Source organism: Vagococcus martis, assembly GCF_002026305.1.
GTDB classification, from domain to species: Bacteria; Bacillota; Bacilli; order Lactobacillales; family Vagococcaceae; genus Vagococcus; species Vagococcus martis.
On record NZ_MVAB01000001.1, the window covers coordinates 831,612 to 856,267 of the forward strand.

The following is a 24,656-nucleotide window of genomic DNA, read 5'->3' on the forward strand; positions in this document are numbered from 1 at the left end:
TTTTGACACAAATGTTATGATTCTTTTGATTTTAAAACGTAACGTTTACGATTAAAGGAGGTTACTATGAATTATATTGACGTCAAACACCTCACTTTTTATTATGATGATGAACCTGTGTTGGAAGACGTTTCTTATACAGTCAGTCCAGGTGAATTTGTCATACTAACTGGTGAAAATGGTGCGGCAAAATCAACATTAATAAGAAATACACTAGGGTTACTAAAACCTGATGAAGGAGAAGTTTATATTTCCCCTACCAATATAGATGGACAAAAATTAACAATTGGTTATATTCCACAACAAATCGCCTCATTTAATGCGGGATTTCCAAGTACTGTATTAGAGTTCGTTCAATCGGGCAGATTTCAACGTGGAAAATGGTTTAAACGTTTAGATGATGTTGATCATCGACATGTCGAAAAAGCTCTTAACTCTGTTGGCATGTGGGATATGAGAAAGAAACGCATTGGGGATTTATCAGGCGGACAAAAGCAACGCGTCTGTTTAGCACGCGTATTTGCGACTGATCCGGATTTATTTGTACTTGATGAACCCACAACAGGGATGGATGAATCCTCTCGTAATGACTTTTATAAATTACTACAACACAGTGTCAAAGAACACAATAAAGCAATTTTAATGGTGACACACGATCATGAAGAAATAAAAGAGTATATGGATCGACATATCCACCTTGTTAGAAAGGAGGAGACCGAATGGAGATGTTTTCATATGAGTTCATGAGACGAGCACTAATTGCGGCTTCCATGATGGCTGTAATCGCCCCATCTCTTGGTGTGTTTTTAGTATTACGTAGACAATCACTTTTAGCAGATACCTTATCACATGTTTCTCTTGCAGGGATTGCACTTGGTTTTTTCATTAATGTTAACCCAACGATCACCACATTAATTGTCGTGATTGCTTCTGCCTTTGTTTTAGAATACATTAAAAATCTTTACAAGTCTTATTCAGAAGTATCTACTGCGATTTTAATGTCAGGTGGATTAGCTGTTGCTTTAGTTTTAATGAATTTAACTAAAGGGAAAAATTCAATGAATATTCAACAGTATTTATTTGGCTCTATCGTAACAATCAATTGGCAACAAGTTAAAATACTAGCTGTCTTACTAGTTATTATAGTTAGTTTATTTTTAGTATTGAGAAAACCAATGTATGTATTAACTTTTGACGAGGACACAGCACATGTTGACGGACTGCCAATTCATGTACTATCTATGCTATTTAATGTTATTACTGGAGTCGCTATCACTGTGATGATTCCTATTGCTGGAGCATTACTTGTGTCAGCGATTATGATTTTACCAGCCACTATCTCGATGAAGATTGGGAAAACTTTTTCGACTGTGATTTTAAGTAGTATCGTAGTTGGATTTATTGGCATGACTTCTGGTCTTGTTACATCGTATCAATTAGATACACCACCAGGCGCAACCATCACGTTAATCTTCATTGTGATGTTTATTCTAATCAATTTACTAACTAATGTTCGTAAAAAAAACAGACAGGTTTCCAAATAATCTGTTCGTTTTCACGAACATTTTTTATTTATTTTCAAAAATACTTTGCTTTTTTAAATTTACATACTATAATAGTCTATATTACTTAAATTTAACTTTAAAAGGAGTATCTTAATGAAAATAAAACGAAGTGAACGATTAATTGATATGACTGCTTATATCTTAAATCACCCCCATACATTAACTCCTCTGACTTATTTTGTAAAAAAATATGAATCAGCAAAATCTTCAATCAGTGAAGATTTAACAATTATCAAAAAAACATTTAAAGAGCGCGGTTTTGGTGTTCTTGAAACAGTGGCTGGAGCTGCTGGTGGTGTTATTTTTACACCATCTATTCCATTTAGTGAATCAAAAGAAATGATTGATTCATTATGTGAACGCTTATCTGAACAAGATCGATTACTTCCTGGTGGGTACGTTTATCTATCTGATTTACTTGGAGAACCGCAACTACTTAAACAAATTGGACAAATCATTGCAACGCAGTATGCTAATAAAAATATCGATGCTGTTATGACGGTCGCAACAAAAGGTGTACCAATCGCTCAAGCGGTATCATATTACCTAAATGTTCCATTTGTTATCGTGCGTCGTGATTCTAAAATCACTGAAGGCTCTACTGTAAGTGTCAATTATGTATCAGGTTCGTCTGAGCGAATTGAAAAAATGGAGTTATCAAAACGTAGCTTAAAACGTGGGTCTAGAGTGTTAGTCGTAGATGATTTCATGAAAGGTGGCGGAACGGTTAATGGAATGAAAGCCTTAATCGAGGAATTCGAAGCCGAGCTTGTTGGTATCACTGTATTTGCCGAATCAACGTTCAGTGGTCGTCGTATGGTTGAGGACTACACGTCACTTATTTGCGTTAAAGAAGTCGATACAAAAACTAAAAATATAACGGTTGTTCCTGGTAACTATTTTTCTGTTATGGGTGCAGACGCCATAGATGAATAAATTTAAGGACTTGAATATCAAGTCCTTTTTTTGTTAAAATGAAGTGTTTAAAAATACACTTAAGGAGTGTCAATATCGTGAAAAATAGATTTGCTATCATTTTAGCAGCTGGAAAAGGCTCTCGTATGAAGTCTTCTCTATATAAAGTACTGCATCCAGTCGCTGGAAAGCCTATGGTTGAACATGTTCTAGAACAAATTGAACCTTTAAACACAACTGAAATTGTAACGGTTGTTGGGTATGGTGCTGAAAAAGTACAAGAACAATTAGGTGGGCGCTCAAAATATGCTCTACAAACAGAACAATTAGGGACTGGGCATGCTGTTTTAGCAACGTCTGATTTATTAAAAGACAAAGATGGTACAACATTGGTTATCTGTGGAGATACTCCCCTACTAACTAAAGAAACACTAACTAAATTAGTCAACCATCATGAACAATTAAATGCCAAAGCAACTATTCTATCAGCTGTTGCTGAAGATGCTACAGGGTACGGTCGTATCATTCGAAATGATGAAAACTTAGTCGAAAAGATCGTTGAACAAAAAGATGCTTCAGAAGCAGAACTTGCCGTAACAGAATTTAATACTGGAACATATTGTTTTGATAATCAATTTTTATTTGAAGCATTAGAAAAAGTTGGAAATGATAACGCACAAGGTGAATATTACTTGCCAGATGTGATCAGTATTTTAAAACAACAAGGTGAAGTTGTCACAGCGTATATCATGGACTCTGAAGAAGAATCAATGGGAGTTAATGACCGTGTTGCATTGGCTAAAGCAAATCAATTAATGAAGCAACGTATCAATGAAAAACATATGCGTCAAGGTGTATCATTTATCGACCCAGACAACACATATATTGAATCAGATGTCGTTATTGGGGCTGATACTGTGATTGAACCTGGTGTGATGATTAAAGGCAACACAACGATTGGTAATAATTGTATCATCCGTTCAAATTCTACTATTACTGATAGTAAAATTGGCGATGGTGTTGAAATTAAATCCTCTACGTTACAACAAGCAGTCGTTGGAAATCATTCTGATGTTGGACCTTATGCTCACCTACGACCTAATACTGTGATTAACGAAAACGTCCATATAGGCAATTTTGTCGAGATTAAAAATGCTTCCATTGATGATGGATCAAAGGTTGGTCACTTAACTTATGTTGGAGACGCAACTCTTGGTAAAGACATTAATATCGGATGCGGTACAGTATTCGCTAATTATGATGGCAAAAACAAACACCATATAACTGTTGGCGATCATGTATTTATCGGTAGCGGAACTATTTTAGTTGCCCCATTAACTGTTGAAAACAACAGTATGACTGCAGCTGGTTCTACTATCACTAAAAATATCAGTGAAAATGACTTAGGTATTGCTCGTGCTCGTCAGGAAAATCTAGAAGATTATGCTAAAAATTTACCCTATAATAAATAATTTCACTGCAAACACTTGATTTATTAGTAGAATATGTCTAATATTTGTATGTAAGTGTATACTCAGTTAAAAAGAAGAAAGTGGAGGTTCTCATGTCTAATCATTACTTTGATCCAAAGTTAAAAATCTTTTCGTTAAATTCAAACAAGCCTTTAGCACAAAAAATTGCTGATGCAGTTGGTGTGGAACTTGGTAAGTCTGAAGTAAGAAAGTTTAGTGATGGTGAAATTCAAATCAATATCGAGCAAAGTATTCGTGGTAGTCACGTATACTTAATCCAATCTACAAGTAACCCTGTAAACGACCATTTAATGGAATTACTGATTATGATTGATGCTCTAAAACGTGCAAGTGCACAAACTATTAACATTGTGATGCCATATTATGGCTATGCAAGACAAGATAGAAAAGCTCGTTCTCGTGAGCCGATTACATCAAAACTTGTTGCTGATATGTTAGAAACTGCTGGAGCAACTCGTTTATTAACACTAGACTTACACGCTGCACAAATTCAAGGATTTTTTGATATTCCAGTGGATCATTTAATGGCTGCTCCTTTACTAGCAAACTACTTTATCGATCATGGTTATGAAGGCGATGATGTAGTGGTGGTTTCACCTGATCATGGTGGCGTAACACGTGCTCGTAAATTAGCTGAAAATCTAAAATCTCCAATCGCGATTATCGACAAACGTCGTCCAAAAGCTAATGTTGCCGAAGTAATGAATATTATCGGTGAAGTAAAAGGTAAAAAATGTGTCATTATCGATGACATGATTGATACAGCTGGAACAATTACTCTTGCTGCTGAAGCCTTGAAAGAAAAAGGCGCAACAGAAGTCGTTGCATGTTGTACTCACCCTGTTTTATCAGGACCTGCAATTGATCGAATCAACAACTCATCAATTGAAAAATTAATCATCACAGACTCTATCCTTTTACCAGAAGAGAAAAAATCTGATAAAATCGAAACAGTTAGTGTTGGAGAATTAATGGGAGATGCAATCAAACGTATCCATGAGAACAAGCCAGTTAGTCCATTATTTGAAAAAAACGTAAATAAAAAGAGGCTGACCCAAAAGTCTCTAGAATAAACTAAAAGGAAGAAAATCTTTTTTCGATTTTCTTCCTTTTTTGACGTAAAAAATAGCACTATCCTATATAATTAAAGTGACGAAACCAACTAAAAAGGAGTGCTATTTATGTATAAGAATTATAACACGAAACAGGTTACTTTATCACTGAATTTAGATATTTATTTAGAAGAAAATGATATCGCTTTTGCGATTGATGAGTTAGTAGAAAGCATCCCTGTGGATGTGTTCTCAGTTTTTGAGCATCGAATGGGAACTTCGTCTTATCATCCAAAAATGATGTTGAAGCTTATTCTGTGTGGCTACACTCAATCTATTTTTTCAGGCAGAAAGATAGAAGCTATGTCTAAAGATAGCATTCGTGCCATGTGGTTAACGCAATCACAGACACCTAACTTCAGAACAATTAATCGATTCAGAGTGAACCCACTGGTTCAACCGATACTTCAAGAATGTTTTATTCAATTTAGAAATCAGCTTGTTTCTCAACAATTAATTGATGAAGAAGCTATTTTTATTGATGGAACAAAGTTAGAAGCCAACGCAAATAAATATACCTTCGTTTGGAAAAAGAGTACACAACGTTATGAAGAATCTTTGAGAGAAAAGTCAAAGTCCTATTATCAACAACTTGTAGAAGAGCAAATTATTCCATCTATTTGTTCAGAAGATGATGAGTTAAACACAGGAAATTTAAAACAAATCATTGATGAGTTGGAAATGAAAGTAAGTGATTTAAGTACTAAAATTGAAAATACTTCAGATGTTCAAGAGAGAAAAGAACTTCGTTCTGAGCGTAAAGAGCCTAAAAAAGCATTGAAAGCTTTTTCTGACTTTATCTATAGAAAGCAAAAATATAAAGAACAACATGATATTTATAACGGTAGAAATAGCTACTCTAAAACAGATCATGATGCCACTTTTATGAGAATGAAAGATGACCACATGATGAATGGTCAGTTAAAACCTGGATATAACGTTCAAATTGCAACCAATCATCAATACGTTTTAGCATATGAAACATTTTCAAATCCAACGGATTTTAAAACAATGATTCCCTTCTTAGATACTATCAAGAAATCTTATTTTGACTTACCTAAATACATTGTGGCTGACGCAGGTTATGGTAGTGAAGAAAACTATCAAGCAATTTTAGATGATTTTGAAAGAACTCCATTAATTACTTATACAATGTATCAGAAAGAACACACTAAAAAATATAAACAAAATCCATTCATTCCAGATAACTGGATTTATAATGAATTGGCAGATACTTATATTTGCCCGAATAATTGAGAAGTCAAATTTAGAAATTACTCTACTCGAACGGATAAATCTGGATTCAAAAGACAACTTAAAATATATGAATGTGAGTCTTGTTTAAATTGCCCAGTTAGAGCATTATGTACTCGTGCGAAGAGTAGTAAAAATCGAGTGATTCAAAGAAATGGGAATTGGGAATATTTTAAAGCTCACGTAAGAGAGCTTTTGAAAGAGGATGTCACAGGAGAAATATATCGTCAAAGAAAAATAGATGTTGAACCAGCCTTTGGAAATCTGAAGGCTAATTTGGCATTCAATCGATTCTCTGTAAGAGGAAAAGATAAGATTTCACAGGAGCTGGGATTTGCGTTAATGGCACTAAATTTAAGAAAACTGAGAAAAAATAGGAAGGATATTAGTAAGAGATCACGAAAAAACAAGCATTCTGAAATGAGAGGTTTCATTTTGGAATGCTTGTTTTCTGTAAAGAGACTTTTGGGTCAGCCTCTTATTTTTAATTTTTGTTTTCTGTTTCGTCTTCTTGTTTAATAGTTGATTGTTCTGCTAATAATTGACGAATGTCTTTTAGAACATCTTCAGTTGTTTCAGCTGTTTCTTCCTCTTCTTCTTCAGCCTTATCTTTAGTCATTAAGTTTTCTGCTTTATTAACAGATTTTACAATAATGAATAAAACAAATGCTGTAATTAAGAATGTGATAATTGCTGAAATCAATTTACCATAATCAAACGTGACACCATTTACTGCAAAAGTCATGCCTTTTGTTGCATCTTCCACTGTTTCTGCTCCAGGAAATAATAAACTGATAATTACTCCTATAATTGGTGTAATCAAACCATCTACCATAGCATTCACAACGCTCGTAAATGCACCACCTATAATAATACCAACAGCCATATCTATTACACTACCACGTGCAATAAACTCCTTAAATTCCTTTATCATTTTCATATCCCCCAATCATTTCCATATTATAGCAAACTTTTTTATAAAAATCATTTATAATAAATTGACATGTAACACTGTTGTAATATATGATAATATACTGTAATGATGTATATTTATTGTGAGCATTACAATTTTGTTAAGTTTTAATCAAAAAAATAAAATCCAATGTGTTTTCCTATCTTACCACCCTTTTTTTTGGTAACCTAGAGAGTGTATCGTCACACTTAAAGAACCACTTGATGACGATAATAAAGGAGTTTTTTTATGACAATTAAATTAAATAACCAAGTGAATTTACATATTATTCCAACAACAAAATATAAAACTGTTCGCATTGTCGTTCGATTTGCAACACCTCTTGATGCAACTTTTAGTAGTAAACGTTCGTTACTTGCAAGTTTAATGGAAACAAATAGTTTAAACTTTCCTGACCAAGTAGCATTAAGTAAAAAGCTAGCTGATTTATACGGGGCAGGGTTTTATGTGAGTGTTAATCGGACTGGTAATGAGCATTATCTAAGTATTGGCTTAAATGTCATTAACGATAACATCGCGCCCAATGGTGTTTCTATTTTAGAAGATTCTGTCGAATTTTTAAAAGAAATTATTTTTAATCCTAATATTAAAGATGGAAAATTTGATGAGGAAACATTTAATCGTGAAAAAGAAAATCTAATCATTGATATTGAATCAATTTTTGATGATAAACAAACTTACGCTTCTATGTCTTTACAAAATCTTTTCTTTTCAGATAGTAAAAATCAAAAAACACCAAGTTTTGGTGATATTGAGCAAATCAAATCTGAAACACCAAAATCTATTGCTGACTACTACAATTATATGATTCAACACGATAAAATAGATATCCTAGTTAGTGGTGATGTTGAAGAAGGATATGTGGAAAAATGTTTTAAAAATTTCGGTTTTTCTGATAGAGAAAAATTGGATACTGAACTATTTTACAAACAACCTTTCAAAAATATTATTCAACAAAAAAGTGAAGTTCTACCTGTTATGCAATCTAAATTAAATATTGGTTATCACTGTGATGTTTATTACCATGATGACATGTATTTTCCATTAATGGTCTTTAATGGACTGTTTGGTGGATTTCCACATTCGAAATTATTTTTAAACGTTCGTGAAAAACATAGTTTAGCTTATTATGCAAGTAGCTCAATTGATCCGTTTAGAGGATTTTTAACTGTACAAACTGGTATTGATAGCTCAAATCGTGAACGTGTCTTACGATTAGTTAATGAGCAATTAAAAGACATGACAACGGGTGAATTTCCTGATGATCTATTAGAACAAACAAAAAAAATGTTAATCAATCAATATTTGTTGTCATCTGATAATCAACGTGCGGTTGTTGAACAACAGTACCTCTTCTCTAACGTTCCTTATGCTGATTTATCTCAAGATGAGTGGATCAAAAAAATGAATGCTGTCACTCGAGAAGACGTTCAAGATGTGGCAACAACTATTAATTTACAAGCAGTTTATTTCATGGAAGGAGGAAAATAACATGAAAAAAAACTATTATCCTTCTATTAATGAAACCCTTTATACAGAAGTGTTGCCTAATGGATTAGAAGTGATGTTACTGCCTAAAGAAGATTTCCATAAAACATATGGTCTTTTTACTACAAATTACGGCTCAATTGATAGTGAATTTGTGCCGATTGGAAAAAAAGATTTTATCACGGTTCCTGATGGTATTGCTCACTTTTTAGAACATAAATTATTTGAAAAAGAAGATGAGGATGTCTTCCAAAAATTTGGTCGTCAAGGTGCCGCATCAAATGCTTTTACGAGTTTTACTCGTACAAGTTATTTATTTTCAAGCACTGATAACGTCATGCAAAATGTCGAAACATTGATTGATTTTGTTCAAAGTCCTTATTTTACAGAAGAATCTGTCCAAAAAGAAAAAGGGATTATTGGCCAAGAAATCCAAATGTATCAAGATGAACCAAACTGGCGTTTATTTTTTGGTATTTTAAATAATATGTACCCAAAACACCCATTACATATTGATATTGCTGGAACAATCGATAGTATTGAACCCATTACAGCAGATGATTTATATACTTGTTACAATACATTTTATCATCCAAGTAATATGAACTTATTTATCGTTGGAAAAATGAATCCTGAGGAAATGATGGCCTTTATTAAAGACAATCAAGCGGCCAAAGAATTTCCAAAAGCAACTGAAATCAAACGTCATTTCCCGAAAGAGACAGCAGATGATATTGTCAAAGAAGATAGTATCACCCTATCTGTTAATCGACCAAAGGCAGTTGTTGGCTTAAAAGGACTTGATACACCACCTGAAGATGGATTCGAACGCCTTAAATATCAAACAACCATTCAATTATTATTACAATTATTATTTGGGATGAGCTCAAATAATTATCTTACTATGTATAATAGTGGCTTAATTGATGATAGCTTCTCATTTGAATTTTCATTTGATCGTAGCTTCCATTTTGCCGATTTCAGTTCAGATACTGATGAGCCTGAGCGTTTTGCCAACCAAATAATTAATTACTTATTAAAATCAGATAATAGTCCTGAATTAACTAAACAAAACTTAGATTTGGCGAAGAAAAAAATGATTGGAAAACATTTGAAATCATTGGATTCACTAGAGTATATTGCCAACCAATTTAGCGGAATGAAATTTGGTGACACAACTTTATTTGATTTAGTCACTGTCATTAATAGCATTGAATTAAGTGACATCAAAGCCGTACAAGAATCATTTATCAGACCTGAAGCATTAAGTCGTTTCTTTATCTACCCAGAAGAAAGGTAATTTGACATGAGATATGTGTTAGTTACAGGAGCTAGTGGAGATATTGGCTCTGCTTGTGTTTTAAAATTAGCTAAGAAAGGATACTCCGTTTATTGCCATTATTATCAACAAGAGAATAAAATCACCTCGTTGATTAATGACTTACAACAACTGTATCCAAAACAGGATTTCTTTGCTATCCAAGCTGACTTAAGTCAAGAAATTGATGTCAATCGACTAGTTGACTCCTTATTTCAACTTCATGCCATTGTATTTGCTCATGGTGGAACAGTTTATAAACTACTAACTGATACGACTGAAGAAGAGATGCGATTTTTATGGGATACTCATGTAAAACAACCCATTCGCTTGTGTCAACTATGTCAATCTTCGCTAACAAAACAATCTTCTAGTCAGATTGTCTTTATCAGTTCGGTCTATGGTCTGATTGGCAGCTCTATGGAAGTTATGTATAGTACAGTTAAGGGTGCACAAATCTCTTTTGTTAAAGCTTACGCAAAAGAAGTCGCCTCCATGAACTTAACAGTAAACAGTATTGCGCCAGGAGCTGTAGAAACACAAATGAATGCTCTATGGACTGAAAATGAAAAATATGAACTTATTTCAGAGATACCACTTAATCGTCTAGCACATCCTGAAGAAATTGCCTCACTTGTTACCTACTTATTAAGTGAAGATGCAACTTATATGACAGGTTCTGTCATTCCCATAACTGGTGGTTGGACGCTTTAATTAAAAATTAGAAAGAAAGGTGCACGCTCCCGTGGATACAATCGGTGAACAATTAAAAAAAGCCCGACTAAAAAAAGGGTTGACCATAGAAGACTTACAAAAAATTACAAAAATTCAACGTCGTTATCTATCTGCCATCGAAGCAAATGACTTCGATGCTATGCCTAGTGATTACTATACTAGAACCTTTATTAGACAATATGCTGAAGCTGTCGGACTGAATTCACGACCATTAATTCGCCGATTTGAAGGAAAGCCTGATGAAAGCTATGAACAATTGCCATCTGCTACACCAGTCAAAGGGTCTCGTAAAGAAAAACACCAAAAAGAAGCAAAAAAACAGACCTCTTTTAAATCTTATTTGCCAGTTGTTTTACTTTCTTTAGTTGTTATTGCTATAATAGGGACAATTATTTATGCTATGCGATTAGATATTGCCAGTGGTCCACTTGTGCCAAAACCTGAAAAAACGGTTGTCATTGGTAGTAGTAGTGCGCAAAGTGAAGAAAGCCAATCACAATCTAGTACTACTGAATCATCTAAAGAAACCAAAGAGTCTTCGTCTAAAAAAGCTGATAATGAAAACAAGTTTAGTATCACATCTGATGCTACAGAGTTAGTCACTTATGCTGGTAAAAATGTGTCTACTCCAATAAAACTTGATTTTACTGCTTTAGAAGGACCAGTTTGGATTGGTTTACAACAAAGTGGAACAAATGCTATCTACTATCAATATACGTTACAACCAGGTGAAACGATTAGTTCTGTTGTACCTGAAGAAGCCACAGGAATTGATATTATTGTCGGGGCATCAAATAATTTATCAGTAAAAGTCAATAATAAAGAACTCGCTTTTAATAAAGCTAATCCAACTACTGGTAAAAAAATTATTACTATAAATTTTGATACTACTAAGGAAAATGAATAGTAAAAAAAGGAAGGTCGTTTATAAATGAATTTACCAAACAAGCTGACGGTCATTAGAATTTGTATGATTCCACTATTTATGATTGTTGCTTTAGCTCCACTTAACTGGGGGGAAATTGATGTTTCTGGTACCCCCTTATTAATCACTCAACTCGTTGCAGCGATTATTTTTGCGGTAGCAAGTATCACAGACTGGTTAGATGGAAAAATTGCTAGAAAACATAACTTAGTCACAAATTTTGGAAAGTTTGCTGATCCATTAGCAGATAAAATGTTAGTTATGACTGCTTTTATTGTATTAGTTGGACAAGGTAGTGCCCCATCTTGGGTTGTGGCTATTATTGTGTGTCGTGAACTAGCCGTAACAGGCTTACGTCTATTACTTGTTGAAGACGGTGAAGTCATGGCAGCTGCATGGCCTGGTAAAGTCAAAACAGCCACTCAAATGGTTGCAATTATCTTACTTTTACTTGGAAACGTGCCATTTAACGCGATTAATTTACCATTAGATCAAATCTTTTTATACATTTGTTTAGCAGCCACAATCTATTCAGGTATAGATTATTTCGTAAAAAACAAACACGTTTTCAAAGGTTCTATGTAATAATTGGCTCTGCTTCTGTTAAAATAATGACACGAAGTAGAGTTTTTTATCTTTTTATTGGTTATTTTTTCGTAAGACACGTATAATAACCATGAAAGTATTATATTAAGGAGTGATTACATGTCTTCTCTATTTCGTTCCATCCAACGCCACGCTTTTGCTCGAGGAATCATCTATTTATTAGTCGGTATCTTGATTTTTCTTAGACCAAATCAGTTATTCAATATGGCTGTCTATTTGATTGCAGGATACAATGCTATCCTTGGTTTAATTAATCTTGTCAGTTATTTAAGAAATCAACAAAATAGTCAAGTTTCTGTGAGTATTTTTTATTTTATTGCCGCCCTTGTGATTTGGCTCTTTGCTAGACCAATTGCTAGTATCTTACCTATCTTTTTAGGTATTATGATTATTATTGGTGGAGCCACAAAAATATCACGTGCACTTAATCTAAAACAATATGTCAATATTAGTTACGTTCCAATGTTACTTTATGGTATTGCTCTACTGCTTGCTGGGATTTTTATTTTATTTAGACCTTTCAGTAGTCTAATTGTTTTATTTCAATTCTTTGGCGTGGTTCTAGCTCTATCAGGGATTTCTGAACTGGTTACAGCGATTAAAATTCGCAACTATAAAAATCCAGATGTGTTTTAATCGAAAAAACGTTGTCCTCTTACCTAAAAGGGCTCTATGTCAAATCGTGTTGATGGACAATAATATTGATGAAAAAGTCTCAAAAGTAAATATCCACCCGTGAAAACGGGTGGCTTTTTAATAGCCCTAGAAGGGCTCATTACCTACATACTCTCTAAAGAGAGCCTTTTAAAAGACCGCCAACCGCAATTCGAGAAACTTTCTATTTTTTAAATGGATCCATGTATTCACGTTTACTTATACTATCTCTTACTCTATCATCAGACTCTTGTTCTCGAATATATTTTTGGATTGTCTTCTGATTCAATCCCACAGTACTCACATAATATCCTTTAGACCAAAAACTTTTATTTCCATATTTATATTTCAAATTTCCGTGTTGCTCATGAATTAAGACAGCACTTCTTCCTTTAAGAAATCCCATAAAACCTGACACCGATTGTTTTGGAGGTATTTTTACTAGCATATGAATATGATCTGGCATTGCGTGTGCCTCTATTATTTCTACATCTTTCATCTCGCATAACTTTCTCAATATTTTTCCTATATCTTTCCTTAACTCCCCATAAATTACTTTCCTTCTATATTTGGGGGTAAATACTAAATGATACTTACAATTCCACCTTGTGTGTGCTAAACTTTTATCGTCATTAGACATAAAGAAACTCCTTTCGATACTCTTATTGCGGTTGATAGCCACTTTTTAGTATATCGAAAGGAGTTTCTTAACGCTAAAGCTATTTCTTCCACGCGCAATACGCGTGGTTTTTCTGTTTCGCACGATTTCGTGCTCAACTGACTAAAGTCATTAATAAAATAGAATTAATTGAAGTGAGGGAAGAAATTCTGGCTGTACACTAAATCGAGGCTGACCCAAAAGTCTCTTTACAGAAAACAAGCATTCAAAAATGAAACCTCTCATTTCAGAATGCTTGTTTTTTCGTGTTCTCTCACTAATATCCTTCCTATTTTTTCTCAGTTTTCTTAAATTTAGTGCCATTAACGCAAATCCCAGCTCCTGTGAAATCTTATCTTTTCCTCTTACAGAGAATCGATTGAATGCCAAATTAGCCTTCAGATTTCCAAAGGCTGGTTCAACATCTATTTTTCTTTGACGGTGTATTTCTCCTGTGACATCCTCTTTCAAAAGCTCTCTTACGTGAGCCTTAAAATATTCCCAATTCCCATTTTTTTTGAATCACTCGATTTTCACTACTCTTCGCACGAGTACATAATGCTCTAACTGGGCAATTTAAACAAGACTCACATTCATACATTTTAAGTTGTCTTTTGAATCCAGATTTATCCGCTCGAGTAGAGTAATTTCTAAATTTGACTTCTCGATTATTCGGGTAAATATAAGTATCTGCCAATTCATTATAAATCCAGTTATCTGGAATAAATGGATTTTGTTTGTATTTTTTAGTGTGTTCTTTCTGATACATTGTATAAGTAATTAATGGAGTTCTTTCAAAATCATCTAAAATTGCTTGATAGTTTTCTTCACTACCATAACCTGCGTCAGCCACAATGTATTTAGGTAAGTCAAAATAAGATTTCTTGATAGTATCTAAGAAAGGAATCATTGTTTTAAAATCCGTTGGATTTGAAAATGTTTCATATGCTAAAACGTATTGATGATTGGTTGCAATTTGAACGTTATATCCAGGTTTTAACTGACCATTCATCATGTGGTCATCTTTCGTTCTCATAAAAGTGGCATCATGATCTGTTTTAGAGTAGCTATTTCTACCGTTATAAATATCATGTTGTTCTTTATATTTTTGCTTTCTATAGATAAAGTCAGAAAAAGCTTTCAATGCTTTTTTAGGCTCTTTACGCTCAGAACGAAGTTCTTTTCTCTCTTGAACATCTGAAGTATTTTCAATTTTAGTACTTAAATCACTTACTTTCATTTCCAACTCATCAATGATTTGTTTTAAATTTTCTGTGTTTAACTCATCATCTTCTGAACAAATAGATGGGATAATTTGCTCTTCTACAAGTTGTTGATAATAGGACTTTGACTTCTCTCTCAAAGATTCTTCATAACGTTGTGTGCTCTTTTTCCAAACGAAGGTATATTTATTTGCGTTGGCTTCTAACTTTGTTCCATCAATAAAAATAGCTTCTTCATCAATTAATTGTTGAGAAACAAGCTGATTTCTAAATTGAATAAAACATTCTTGAAGTATCAGTTGAACCAGTGGGTTCACTCTGAATCGATTAATTGTTCTGAAGTTAGGTGTCTGTGATTGCGTTAACCACATGGCACGAATGCTATCTTTAGACATAGCTTCTATCTTTCTTCCTGAAAAAATAGATTGAGTGTAGCCACACAGAATAAGCTTCAACATCATTTTTGGATGATAAGACGAAGTTCCCATTCGATGCTCAAAAACTGAGAACACATCCACAGGGATACTTTCTACTAATTCATCAATCGCAAAAGCGATATCATTTTCTTCTAAATAAATATCTAAATTCAGTGATAAAGTAACCTGTTTCGTGTTATAATTCTTATACATAAATAGCACTCCTTTTTAGTTGGTTTAGTCACCTTAATTATAAAGGATAGTGCTATTTTTTTCGTCAAAAAAAGGAACAAAATCAAAAATAATTTTGTTCCTTTTAATTTTCGTTAAGAGACTTTTGGGGCAGCCTCGATTTAGTGTACAGCCTATTTCTCAATAACAATTTATACAGTGAATAAAATGATATTATGAATTAATCTCTAACTGATATTTTATACACATCAATAATTTCTTTAGCAAGATCCACAAACGTAATACTTGTCATCAAATGATCTTGACTATGGACGGTTAGCAATGTGATAGTCATCGCTTCACCCGATGCCTCTTGTGCTAACAACCCTGTCTGTGCATGATGAGCTTCATTCAAAGATTTTTCTGCTTGAGCAATCTTTTCTTCAGCTAACTCAAAATTTCCTTGCTTTGCCTCTTGGATAGCTTCCATGGCGTCACTTTTAGCATTACCCGCATGGATAATTAAACCCATAATGCTTTCTAATTGTTCTTGATTCATTTGTTCTGACATAATATCCCCCTACCCAATTAGTTCAAGAGCTGTTTTTAGTACACCCTCACCATTCATCATTCCATAGTCTTTCATTTCAATGACTTCTACAGGGATGCCTGTGCCTGACAATTTATCTTCAAACTGTTTTTTCATAAAACGAACTTGTGGACCCAGTAAAACAACATCTATCGGTTTACTAGTATCCTCAAATCGGGAATTAGCTTCTGAAGCGGATACTGCAAAAATATCTGCTTCAATCCCTTGGTCTTTTGCCGCTGCTTCCATTTTCGTTACTAATAAACTCGTACTCATTCCTGCTGAACAAATTAACATGATTCTCTTCATTTTTTTCACCCTATTCATAGTATTTTAAATTATCTTCAATACATTTTAATTCAGTAACTTCCTTAAACCAATAACCTGATTTTTTTATAGTTTTTATTTGGGTATGGATATTATTTGAAATAAGTCCATACCTATTTTTATAAGCATTTACCCATGACCAACAATCAATTGGTGTCCACAAATGATATCCAAAACAATTTGATCCTTCTTCAATTCCTTTGTGTAAATAAATTAAATGTTCGTTAATAAAATCAATTCTGTAGTCGTCTTGAACAACCCCATCTTCAGACATAAAATTTTCTTCATTTGAGATTCCCATACCATTTTCTGAGACAAACCAAGGAATATTATTATAATTTTCTTTAATATTCATAGCAATATCATATAAAGCTTTAGGATATATTTCCCATCCTCTATCAATATTCATTCTTCTTCCCGGTAATAAGTATTCATCATAATATCTATCTGGTAACCATGCACCCACACTGTTTGGCGAAACATCTGGGGCTTTAACTCTATTAGGATGATAATAGTTTACACCTAAAACATCTATTGTATTTTCTTTAATAATTTTAAGTTCAGAATCCGTACTCTCCCATAAAACATTATCTTTTCTGAGTATTTCAACTAGTTTTGCAGGGAATTCTCCATGAGCCGCAGTATCTAAAAATAATCTATTATTAAAAAGTTCTGCAAATTCTGCTGCTTCTAAATCTTTTGATTCGTTTGATGAAGGATACGTAGGAGTTAAATTTAAAATTATACCAATGCGTCCACCATCTTTATCTAAACCTAATGACCTAAACTCTTTTATTGCTTTAGCTGAAGATAAATTCAAATTATAAGCCACCTGAACAGCTTTTTTTCCATCTACTAATTTAGGATAATGAAACTCATGAAGATATTCCCCTTCAACAACCACAATTGGCTCATTATGTGTAAACCAATCTTTCACTCTATCTCCAAATAATTTAAAACATTGTTTGGCAAATAAAACATACATATCCACAACTTTTTTTGATTCCCACCCACCATATTTATGGTAGAGCTCTACTGGTAAATCAAAATGATGTAAATTAATGATTGGCTTAATATCATTCTTTATAAACTCATCAATCACATCATTATAAAAATCAACAGCATCTTGATTTAATGTTCCTAGTTCTAAATCATCGATAAGCCGACTCCATTGAATTGATGTACGTACACTGTTAAGACCAATACTTTTCATAAGTGCGATATCATCTTTATAACTATTATAGAAATTCGAAGTTACATCTGGACCTACATTATCAAAAAAAGCATCCGGTTCCACTTCGTACCAATAATCAAACATATTAGCATGCTTTTTATTAAAACGTCCCTCGCTTTGAGGTCCTGAAGTCGCTGCTCCCCACCAGAAATCTTTATCAAAATATCTTTTCATTTTTTAATACTTCCTTCACTTAATTTTTTAGTATTCTAACTATAGTCAACATCCAAAATTGAATAACTACGTGTATCATATCTATTTCTGCTCTTTGAAAATTCAATAGGTGTTCCATCTTTTAAATAAATTACTTGTTGTACTTCTAAAATTGGATCACTATCATCACACTCTAAGTATTTTTTATCATGTTCCTCTGCTCTATCTGCTTGAAAGGTACGATATGCTCCACCAAATTGTAGTCCTAATCCTTTCTTTAAGTAAGTATAGACTGACTTCTCTAAAATATCTGTTGTTAAATTAGGTACTAAATCACATGGCATTATAGTATGTTCTATTACAAAAGGTTTCCCTTCCAATATTCTCAAACGAATTATTTGATATATAGGTTGTTCTGCTTTTAGTAAAAGTTTTTTTTGTATTTCTTTATTAGGAAATCCTACATCAAATTTAATAACTGAACTTTCAAGTTTTTTATTTTGTTTTTCCATTTGATAGCTCAAACCATCATATTCCTTTATAGGAGAAACATCTTTATCCCAAAAAGAATGATCCAAAATTTTCGTTCCCATACCTCTTTGAGAGTAAACAAGTCCTTCCATCATCAAAATCTCAATTGCTTTTTTTATTGTCATTCGACTTACTCCAAACTCAAGAACTAAATCTGTTTGATTTGGAAGTAAACTATCAACAGGGTAAGTCCCATTCTTTATTCTTTCCCGTATTGTAGATGCTATTTTTTCATATTTTGTTTGCATTTTTATCCTCTTTATTAAAACATTATGTATAACATCTATTTTAGCATTAAATGTTTTCTCTATCTAGAACTCTTAAAAATGGATACCAAATAAACCCAACGATTACTAAATCAATAAGCTGAAGTATTCCACCTAAAACGGAATTCGTTGCTAACATACCACTAAAGAATATTGGTACAGTCCACGGTACCGATACACCTGTTGGAGCGGGGAAAATTCCTGCTGCCATTAATAAATAATTAAACGTAGTAACTATTAATGGAGCCAATATCCAAGGTATCATTATGGTAGCGTTTAATACTACTGGTAATCCAAATATCACGGGTTCGTTAACATTAAACAATCCCGGTGCTAAACTCAATCTACCAATATCTTTATATTGTTTCTTTTTCATCAGAAATGCCATAATTAGTACTGCTGCTAATGTCATCCCTGACCCTCCTAACCCGACGGTGAACGTTTCCATAAAAGGTTTTGTTACAATATGCGGTAATTTATCACCAGCTTGGTAAGCCGCTAAATTATCTAACATTAAAGTATTCCAAATCGGATCCATAACTGAATTAATAATAATTTGACCATGTAATCCAAAGAACCATAGAAATTGCACTAAGAATATTGCCAATAACGTCGCTGGCAGACTGCTTCCTAATCCTACGAGTGGTTTTTGAATAATTTCATAAACTACATCATGTAAATTTGTAGAAAATACTCCAGTAACAATCGCATTAATAAATAAAAAGACAGATAAAGTAATAATTGCTGGAATCAATGCTGCGAATGATTTTGTTACTGCTGGAGGAACACTGCTAGGCATTTTAATTTGCCAGCCTTTTTTTGTTACTCTACAATATATTTCTCCAGATAAAAAAGCAGCTATCATTGCAATAAACATACCCTTTGCGCCTAAGCGATCTAATGAAAGAACTCCGGATAATTCCTCTCCATTAGTCAACTGCATAACAAAAGGTGTCAAAATTAAAAAACTAGATAAAGCTACAGCCCCACCAAATACAGCTTCTACATCATATGATTTGGATAAGTAGTAACCAATTCCAAAAGTGACAAATACAGCCATTATACTCATTGTCGCATTCTGTCCATTTCCAAATAGAGATGACAACATCTCTTTTGTGCTATCACTAAAAAAAGGTAGATTGTTTATTACAACAACTATAGAACCAAACATTGTTAAAGGAAATGATAACATAAACGCATCTCTCAGTACTGATAAATATCTATTTTTTCCTAATTTATCAGCTATTGGCATTATCTTTTCTCCGATTGAATCCATAAACTTATTCATATTTTTCGCTCCCATCATTTTATGTAATCGATTACAAAAATAATTGTACTATCTTTTTTTTAAAATGTCTAGTCTTTTTTTAAATTTAAAAATATCGTATTAATTCTATTAGGATACAAAATATTAGATTTTATTACATACAGAAAATCAACTACTGGAAATTATAGATAGATTAACCATCCAAATAAGACCAACAAAAAAGAGATAGAAAACTAAATGCTTTCTAGCTCTTAAAATCAACAGTAGCTGACAAAGATATTTAAAAAGCCACCTGTTTTCACAGATGGATACTTACTTTTTATTTTGATGAGTTAATTTGCGGGATAACTGGTGGTTTTTTGTGATCCACTTTAACATCAAGTAAATCAAGAAAAAAGACGAAAGCTGGTATCCCTATAACCAGTCCCCAAACGCCGAAGAATTTTTCTGAGAACATCAAGATAACAAAGACATAAAAGATAGGTAAATCTGTTTTACTACTCATTAACTTAGGATTTAATAAGTATGATTCAATTGCATGGATAATAGCGATCATAATTAACACATAAATAACATCTTGAATACCACCCACTGTATAAGCAATTAATGACAATGGAATACATGATATAATTACCCCCGCCACAGGAATTAAACTTAAAATAAATATCATTAAAGCTAAACTTAATAATTGATCTTGTGGAAATTTCATAAAAATCAAGCCCATGATAGTTAAGATTGTATTCACAATTGCTATGATAAATTGGGCTTCTATCACAACCCCAAAAGTATTAACAAATTTTTTACCTAAATAAGCAACATCTTGACTAAAGAGTCCTATCTTACTTTTTAAAAAGGCTTGACCAAATTCTGTTACCCAATCTTTTTCTATAATAAAGAAGAAACTTAAAATCAATGACATCACAAAGGTAATTCCCATAGAACCAATGCTTGTAATCGTTGTGAACACTACTTTAGCTCCTGTTGTTAGTTGTTGTTTGATTTCATTAAACCCAACATTTTGAGCAATCCATTCATATAATTTATTATTGGTATCTGCTTTTTGATAAAAATTAAAGACTTCTTCTATCATCTGTATCGTTTGATTAAACAGTTTTGGAACATAGACTGTAATCGAAAAATATAAAAATACAATGATAAGTAGATACATTACTATCGCTATTAATTTTTTGGGGAGTTTGGTTAAATGGTGAACCCCTTCTACTACTCGAATGATTAAATACGTTAAAATAAATGTTAATAGAATTAAACTGATAATATTTCGAATTAAATACAGACATAAAAATATAATAAATAAAACTATCGTTCGCCGAACACTGCTATTTGCTTTCATACGTTCCCACAAACCAACCATCTTTTCACCTCACTGAATATTATATAGTTTATTTTACGATAAAAAGACTTGAAAAGATAGTATTTCACTTGTTGACCTTAACGTTACGTCAAGGTGTATACTCACATTATTGAAAGGAGGAGTTTTTATGTATTCTATAACTGAATTAGCTAAACTATCAGGTGTCACTACGCGAACGTTACGCTACTATGATAGCATAGATTTATTAAAACCAGCATACATCGAAGACAATGGGTATCGTTATTACAGCGAAAAAGAACTTGATCGACTACAACAGATACTTTTTTATAAACAGTTTAATTTACCCTTAGATGAAATAAAGTCTGTGTTATCAAATGATAGTGATTGCATCATTGAGTCTTTATCTAATCACTTTGATAAATTATTGGAACAGAAAAAACAGTTAGACACACTCATCCTTTCATTAGATAAAACAATTAAGTACCACAAAGGAGAAATTAACATGACTAATGACGAAAAATTTGAAGCGTTCAAACAACAACAAATAAAAACAAATCAAGAAAAATACGGGGAGGAACTACTCCAAAAATACGATACAAAAGAGATAGAGACATATGAATCTAATTGGATGAATCTATCACAGCATGATTTCAGCGACTCACAAGAGGCTGAAAAACGTTTGTTTGACTCATTAAATAAATTAGAACAAGAAGAAATCACTGATACCTCCCATCCTTTAGCCGAAGAAGCCTTTCTTGCTCATAAAAAATGGTTGTCGATTGTGAGTCCATTTTATTCATCAGTTTATCATCAACAGATGTTAGATATGTATTTAGCTGATGGGCGTTTTACGTCTTATTATACTAAACATATTTCAAAAAACAGTTTAGTATTCTTCAAAGAAATTGTCTATTACTATACATTAAATAAATGACATTCGTTTTAATATATCGTATAATAAACTCTATAAGTTATCATTTCAGTGAAATGGTAATTAGATTATAGGAGGTTTATTATGACAAAACCAACATGGATTAAAGACTTAATTTGGTATGTCGTCTTAATCATTGCATTAGTATTATTAAGAGTATTTGTATTTACGCCAGTCACAGTAAGTGGGGAATCAATGATGCCAACACTTGTTGATGGTGAAAGAAATATCGCATTAAAAATGGGGGACACAGAACGGTTTGATATTGTCTCACTTATTGCACCAGATGACCCATCTAAAAATTATGTCAAACGTGTAATCGGTATGCCTGGTGACACGGTAGAATACAAAGATGACGTGCTTTATATTAACGGTAAAAAAATGGATGAGCCTTATTTAGATGAAAAAAAAGCGGAACTGAAAAAAACAAACCCTGATGATTTACTAACCCCTGACTTCACTTTAGAGTCTTTAACTGGAGAGAAAACTGTTCCGGAAAATAGTTATTTTGTTATGGGAGACAATCGTCAAAACTCAAAAGATAGTCGATTCCCAGAAGTTGGGTTTATTCCTAAAGAAAATATTATCGGAAAATCCAAAATTGCTTTTTGGCCACCAAGTAAATGGGGTATGGTTAAATAAAGACTCGACGTGTTGATAGTTTTTACTATTGACACGTTTTTTTGTTGCATGATTACATATTTTTTATGCTACACTATGACTAAATATCAAAGGAGTTTTCTCACATGGTCGAATTATTTATCCTCATGATGGAGCGTGTTGGATTAATTATCCTCTTAGCTTTTTTATTAGTCAATGTCCCCTACTTTAAAAAATTATTACTTAGCCGGGATTCCTACCAATCAAAGTTACAACTTGCGATTATTTTTAGTTTATTTGCTATTATCTCAAACTTCACTGGAATCGAAATTAAAGATAATCAAATCGTTCCAAGTAGTATCTTAACCAACCTACACGACAATGTATCCATTGCAAATACTAGAACTTTAGCTATTGGTGTTTCTGGTATTGTCGCTGGTCCCTTTGTTGGTGGGATGGTCGGGATAATTGCCGGGACACACCGTTTTATTCAAGGAAATAGTTATAGTTGGTTCTACATCCCTTCTTCTATCTTGGTAGGGGTATTATCTGGCTGGTTAGGTAAAAAATTGACAAAAAAGGGGAAGTTCCCTTCTCCTACCCAAGCTGCTTTGATCGGAGCATTGATGGAAAGTGTTCAGATGCTTTTTATCATGTTATTTAGTGGTGGTGGTAGTATTCAACAAGGCCTTAACTTAGTTAGTTTCATCGCGCTACCTATGATTATTCTAAATAGTACGGGAACTTTTATATTCTTATCTATCTTAACCACTACTTTGCAACAAGAGGAACAAGCCAAAGCTGTTCAAACACATGATGTGCTAGAACTAGCTGCTGCCACTCTTCCCTATTTTAGAGAAGGTTTAAACGAGCATTCAGCTCAAGAAGTGGCAACCATTATTCAGCATTATACAAAAGTGAGTGCCATTAGTTTGACAGATAGTCACCGAATACTCGCTCATTATGGTGCGGGAAGTGATCATCATATCCCCGAATTAGAAGTTATTACTGAGTTATCTCGTGATGTTTTAAAAAATGGAAAACTCTCCATCGTGCATCATAAAGAACATATTGGTTGCTCGAATCCAAACTGCCCTTTAGAAGCAGCTATCGTGATTCCTTTGTTTGTTCATAAAAAAATTGTCGGCACACTTAAAATGTATTTCACTGATGCCAATCAACTCACACATGTTGAAGAACAATTAGCACAAGGTTTAGGAACTATTTTTTCTTCGCAAATTGAACTAGGTGAAGCAGAAGTTCAATCTAAGTTACTAAAAGAAGCTGAAATCAAATCATTACAAGCACAAGTTAACCCACACTTCTTCTTTAATGCCATTAATACCATTTCAGCTCTAATGAGAAAAGACAGTGCCAAAGCTAGAACATTATTATTACAACTTAGCACTTATTTTAGAGGGAACTTACAAGGTGCTAGACAAACCTTGATTCCTTTAAAACAAGAATTAGCTCAAGTTGATGCTTATCTTTCTTTGGAACAAGCGCGATTTCCCAATAGATATTCTGTCATGTTTGACATTGAAGACGACATCACGCATTTTGTCGTGCCACCATACGCTGTACAAATACTAATAGAAAATACCATCAAACATGCTTTTGGTGCTAGAAAAGAAAATAATCATGCCTATGTTTCAATTTATAAAGAACAAGAACAATTAATTATTTCTGTGGCAGATAACGGACTAGGCATTCCTGAAGACAGGGTGCTACAATTAGGAAAAGAACCTGTTTCATCTAAAAAAGGAACTGGTACGGCTCTAGAAAACTTATCAAAACGAATGACTAACTTGTTTGGTGGTCAAGCTAGTTTCGATGTTAAAAACAATTCAGGAGAGGGTGCAACCTTTACCTTAACCATGCCACTGATTGAAGCAAATGATGTAAACACTTTAATATAA

General features: G+C 33.2%; 22 protein-coding genes and 2 pseudogenes. 15 read left to right on the forward strand and 9 right to left on the reverse strand.

Annotated elements, in window-relative coordinates:
- Nucleotides 1-66 precede the first annotated feature (66 nt).
- The 6 genes and pseudogenes from BW731_RS03930 to BW731_RS03955 all read left to right on the forward strand — a co-directional run bounded on the left by BW731_RS03930 (nucleotide 67) and on the right by BW731_RS03955 (nucleotide 6,858).
- Nucleotides 67-747, forward strand: a complete 681-nt coding sequence (locus BW731_RS03930) for a metal ABC transporter ATP-binding protein (protein ID WP_079345908.1) — start codon at nucleotides 67-69, stop codon at nucleotides 745-747.
- Nucleotides 720-1,544: a metal ABC transporter permease gene (locus tag BW731_RS03935; RefSeq protein WP_079345910.1), complete on the forward strand. Its 825-nt coding sequence runs from the start codon at nucleotides 720-722 to the stop codon at nucleotides 1,542-1,544. The genes BW731_RS03930 and BW731_RS03935 overlap by 28 nt, the downstream gene beginning before the upstream one ends.
- A gap of 114 nt (nucleotides 1,545-1,658) precedes the next feature.
- Nucleotides 1,659-2,501 carry a pur operon repressor gene (gene purR / locus BW731_RS03940; RefSeq protein ID WP_079345912.1) on the forward strand — a complete coding sequence of 281 codons (843 nt, stop codon included), beginning with the start codon at nucleotides 1,659-1,661 and terminating at the stop codon, nucleotides 2,499-2,501.
- Between the two features lie 77 nt (nucleotides 2,502-2,578).
- On the forward strand, nucleotides 2,579-3,952 hold the full coding sequence (gene glmU / locus BW731_RS03945; RefSeq protein ID WP_079345914.1) for a bifunctional UDP-N-acetylglucosamine diphosphorylase/glucosamine-1-phosphate N-acetyltransferase GlmU: 1,374 nt from the start codon (nucleotides 2,579-2,581) through the stop codon (nucleotides 3,950-3,952).
- Nucleotides 3,953-4,044: 92 nt separating this feature from the next.
- On the forward strand, nucleotides 4,045-5,046 hold the full coding sequence (locus BW731_RS03950) for a ribose-phosphate diphosphokinase (protein ID WP_079345916.1): 1,002 nt from the start codon (nucleotides 4,045-4,047) through the stop codon (nucleotides 5,044-5,046).
- Between the two features lie 108 nt (nucleotides 5,047-5,154).
- Nucleotides 5,155-6,858 (forward strand): annotated as a pseudogene (locus tag BW731_RS03955) (IS1182 family transposase).
- Here the strand turns inward: BW731_RS03955 and mscL are convergent.
- On the reverse strand, nucleotides 6,824-7,273 hold the full coding sequence (mscL, locus tag BW731_RS03960) for a large conductance mechanosensitive channel protein MscL (RefSeq protein ID WP_079345918.1): 450 nt from the start codon (nucleotides 7,271-7,273) through the stop codon (nucleotides 6,824-6,826). The pseudogene BW731_RS03955 and the gene mscL sit on opposite strands and share 35 nt — an antisense overlap.
- 267 nt (nucleotides 7,274-7,540) lie before the next feature.
- On the opposite strand from mscL, the gene yfmF reads away from it, so the two are divergent.
- The 6 genes from yfmF (at nucleotide 7,541) to BW731_RS03990 (ending at nucleotide 13,020) form a co-directional block, all read left to right on the forward strand.
- Nucleotides 7,541-8,803, forward strand: coding sequence for an EF-P 5-aminopentanol modification-associated protein YfmF (yfmF, locus tag BW731_RS03965; RefSeq protein ID WP_071456288.1), 1,263 nt, complete (start codon nucleotides 7,541-7,543; stop codon nucleotides 8,801-8,803).
- Nucleotide 8,804: 1 nt separating this feature from the next.
- Entirely contained in the window at nucleotides 8,805-10,100 is a 1,296-nt protein-coding gene (yfmH, locus tag BW731_RS03970) for an EF-P 5-aminopentanol modification-associated protein YfmH (protein WP_079345920.1), read from the forward strand.
- 6 nt (nucleotides 10,101-10,106) lie between these two features.
- Nucleotides 10,107-10,832 (forward strand): elongation factor P 5-aminopentanone reductase, encoded by a 726-nt coding sequence (ymfI, locus tag BW731_RS03975; protein ID WP_079345922.1) that lies wholly within the window; start codon nucleotides 10,107-10,109, stop codon nucleotides 10,830-10,832.
- 31 nt (nucleotides 10,833-10,863) lie between these two features.
- The gene (locus tag BW731_RS03980; protein ID WP_158080156.1) at nucleotides 10,864-11,760 is read left to right on the forward strand and encodes a helix-turn-helix domain-containing protein; all 897 of its coding nucleotides are present in this window, start codon (nucleotides 10,864-10,866) and stop codon (nucleotides 11,758-11,760) included.
- A 24-nt stretch (nucleotides 11,761-11,784) separates the two neighbouring features.
- Nucleotides 11,785-12,363: a CDP-diacylglycerol--glycerol-3-phosphate 3-phosphatidyltransferase gene (pgsA, locus tag BW731_RS03985; protein ID WP_079345926.1), complete on the forward strand. Its 579-nt coding sequence runs from the start codon at nucleotides 11,785-11,787 to the stop codon at nucleotides 12,361-12,363.
- A gap of 120 nt (nucleotides 12,364-12,483) precedes the next feature.
- Nucleotides 12,484-13,020 carry an HdeD family acid-resistance protein gene (locus BW731_RS03990; RefSeq protein WP_079345928.1) on the forward strand — a complete coding sequence of 179 codons (537 nt, stop codon included), beginning with the start codon at nucleotides 12,484-12,486 and terminating at the stop codon, nucleotides 13,018-13,020.
- Nucleotides 13,021-13,222: 202 nt separating this feature from the next.
- Here BW731_RS03990 and tnpA read toward each other — a convergent pair whose 3' ends face one another.
- From tnpA to BW731_RS04030, 8 genes and pseudogenes are all read right to left on the reverse strand, one after another.
- Complete coding sequence (gene tnpA / locus BW731_RS03995; RefSeq protein ID WP_079345029.1) at nucleotides 13,223-13,678, reverse strand: IS200/IS605 family transposase; 456 nt, start codon at nucleotides 13,676-13,678, stop codon at nucleotides 13,223-13,225.
- 150 nt (nucleotides 13,679-13,828) lie between these two features.
- Nucleotides 13,829-15,548: pseudogene (locus BW731_RS04000) on the reverse strand (IS1182 family transposase).
- Nucleotides 15,549-15,747: 199 nt separating this feature from the next.
- Nucleotides 15,748-16,077 carry a PTS lactose/cellobiose transporter subunit IIA gene (locus BW731_RS04005; protein WP_198931926.1) on the reverse strand — a complete coding sequence of 110 codons (330 nt, stop codon included), beginning with the start codon at nucleotides 16,075-16,077 and terminating at the stop codon, nucleotides 15,748-15,750.
- 9 nt (nucleotides 16,078-16,086) lie between these two features.
- On the reverse strand, nucleotides 16,087-16,404 hold the full coding sequence (locus BW731_RS04010) for a PTS sugar transporter subunit IIB (RefSeq protein WP_079345930.1): 318 nt from the start codon (nucleotides 16,402-16,404) through the stop codon (nucleotides 16,087-16,089).
- Nucleotides 16,405-16,414: 10 nt separating this feature from the next.
- The gene (locus BW731_RS04015) at nucleotides 16,415-17,830 is read right to left on the reverse strand and encodes a glycoside hydrolase family 1 protein (RefSeq protein ID WP_079345932.1); all 1,416 of its coding nucleotides are present in this window, start codon (nucleotides 17,828-17,830) and stop codon (nucleotides 16,415-16,417) included.
- A 35-nt stretch (nucleotides 17,831-17,865) separates the two neighbouring features.
- Nucleotides 17,866-18,588 (reverse strand): GntR family transcriptional regulator, encoded by a 723-nt coding sequence (locus tag BW731_RS04020; protein ID WP_079345934.1) that lies wholly within the window; start codon nucleotides 18,586-18,588, stop codon nucleotides 17,866-17,868.
- 46 nt (nucleotides 18,589-18,634) lie between these two features.
- Nucleotides 18,635-19,894, reverse strand: coding sequence for a PTS cellobiose transporter subunit IIC (gene celB, locus BW731_RS04025; protein WP_079345936.1), 1,260 nt, complete (start codon nucleotides 19,892-19,894; stop codon nucleotides 18,635-18,637).
- A 298-nt stretch (nucleotides 19,895-20,192) separates the two neighbouring features.
- Nucleotides 20,193-21,245 (reverse strand): AI-2E family transporter, encoded by a 1,053-nt coding sequence (locus BW731_RS04030; protein WP_079345938.1) that lies wholly within the window; start codon nucleotides 21,243-21,245, stop codon nucleotides 20,193-20,195.
- Between the two features lie 127 nt (nucleotides 21,246-21,372).
- On the opposite strand from BW731_RS04030, the gene BW731_RS04035 reads away from it, so the two are divergent.
- From BW731_RS04035 to BW731_RS04045, 3 genes are all read left to right on the forward strand, one after another.
- On the forward strand, nucleotides 21,373-22,140 hold the full coding sequence (locus BW731_RS04035) for a MerR family transcriptional regulator (protein ID WP_079345940.1): 768 nt from the start codon (nucleotides 21,373-21,375) through the stop codon (nucleotides 22,138-22,140).
- A gap of 81 nt (nucleotides 22,141-22,221) precedes the next feature.
- Nucleotides 22,222-22,779 carry a signal peptidase I gene (lepB, locus tag BW731_RS04040; RefSeq protein WP_079345942.1) on the forward strand — a complete coding sequence of 186 codons (558 nt, stop codon included), beginning with the start codon at nucleotides 22,222-22,224 and terminating at the stop codon, nucleotides 22,777-22,779.
- Between the two features lie 104 nt (nucleotides 22,780-22,883).
- Nucleotides 22,884-24,656 (forward strand): sensor histidine kinase, encoded by a 1,773-nt coding sequence (locus BW731_RS04045; protein WP_079345944.1) that lies wholly within the window; start codon nucleotides 22,884-22,886, stop codon nucleotides 24,654-24,656.

Bases quoted from the DNA above. Each gene is read 5' to 3' on its own strand.
- BW731_RS03930 (WP_079345908.1), top strand. From the start codon at position 67: ATGAATTATATTGACGTCAAACACCTCACTTTTTATTATGATGATGAA.
- BW731_RS03935 (WP_079345910.1), top strand. From the start codon at position 720: ATGGAGATGTTTTCATATGAGTTCATGAGACGAGCACTAATTGCGGCT.
- purR (WP_079345912.1), top strand. From the start codon at position 1,659: ATGAAAATAAAACGAAGTGAACGATTAATTGATATGACTGCTTATATC.
- BW731_RS03950 (WP_079345916.1), top strand. From the start codon at position 4,045: ATGTCTAATCATTACTTTGATCCAAAGTTAAAAATCTTTTCGTTAAAT.
- mscL (WP_079345918.1), bottom strand. From the start codon at position 7,273: ATGATAAAGGAATTTAAGGAGTTTATTGCACGTGGTAGTGTAATAGAT.
- yfmF (WP_071456288.1), top strand. From the start codon at position 7,541: ATGACAATTAAATTAAATAACCAAGTGAATTTACATATTATTCCAACA.
- yfmH (WP_079345920.1), top strand. From the start codon at position 8,805: ATGAAAAAAAACTATTATCCTTCTATTAATGAAACCCTTTATACAGAA.
- ymfI (WP_079345922.1), top strand. From the start codon at position 10,107: ATGAGATATGTGTTAGTTACAGGAGCTAGTGGAGATATTGGCTCTGCT.
- pgsA (WP_079345926.1), top strand. From the start codon at position 11,785: ATGAATTTACCAAACAAGCTGACGGTCATTAGAATTTGTATGATTCCA.
- BW731_RS03990 (WP_079345928.1), top strand. From the start codon at position 12,484: ATGTCTTCTCTATTTCGTTCCATCCAACGCCACGCTTTTGCTCGAGGA.
- tnpA (WP_079345029.1), bottom strand. From the start codon at position 13,678: ATGTCTAATGACGATAAAAGTTTAGCACACACAAGGTGGAATTGTAAG.
- BW731_RS04005 (WP_198931926.1), bottom strand. From the start codon at position 16,077: ATGTCAGAACAAATGAATCAAGAACAATTAGAAAGCATTATGGGTTTA.
- BW731_RS04010 (WP_079345930.1), bottom strand. From the start codon at position 16,404: ATGAAGAGAATCATGTTAATTTGTTCAGCAGGAATGAGTACGAGTTTA.
- BW731_RS04015 (WP_079345932.1), bottom strand. From the start codon at position 17,830: ATGAAAAGATATTTTGATAAAGATTTCTGGTGGGGAGCAGCGACTTCA.
- BW731_RS04020 (WP_079345934.1), bottom strand. From the start codon at position 18,588: ATGCAAACAAAATATGAAAAAATAGCATCTACAATACGGGAAAGAATA.
- celB (WP_079345936.1), bottom strand. From the start codon at position 19,894: ATGAATAAGTTTATGGATTCAATCGGAGAAAAGATAATGCCAATAGCT.
- BW731_RS04030 (WP_079345938.1), bottom strand. From the start codon at position 21,245: ATGGTTGGTTTGTGGGAACGTATGAAAGCAAATAGCAGTGTTCGGCGA.
- BW731_RS04035 (WP_079345940.1), top strand. From the start codon at position 21,373: ATGTATTCTATAACTGAATTAGCTAAACTATCAGGTGTCACTACGCGA.
- lepB (WP_079345942.1), top strand. From the start codon at position 22,222: ATGACAAAACCAACATGGATTAAAGACTTAATTTGGTATGTCGTCTTA.
- BW731_RS04045 (WP_079345944.1), top strand. From the start codon at position 22,884: ATGGTCGAATTATTTATCCTCATGATGGAGCGTGTTGGATTAATTATC.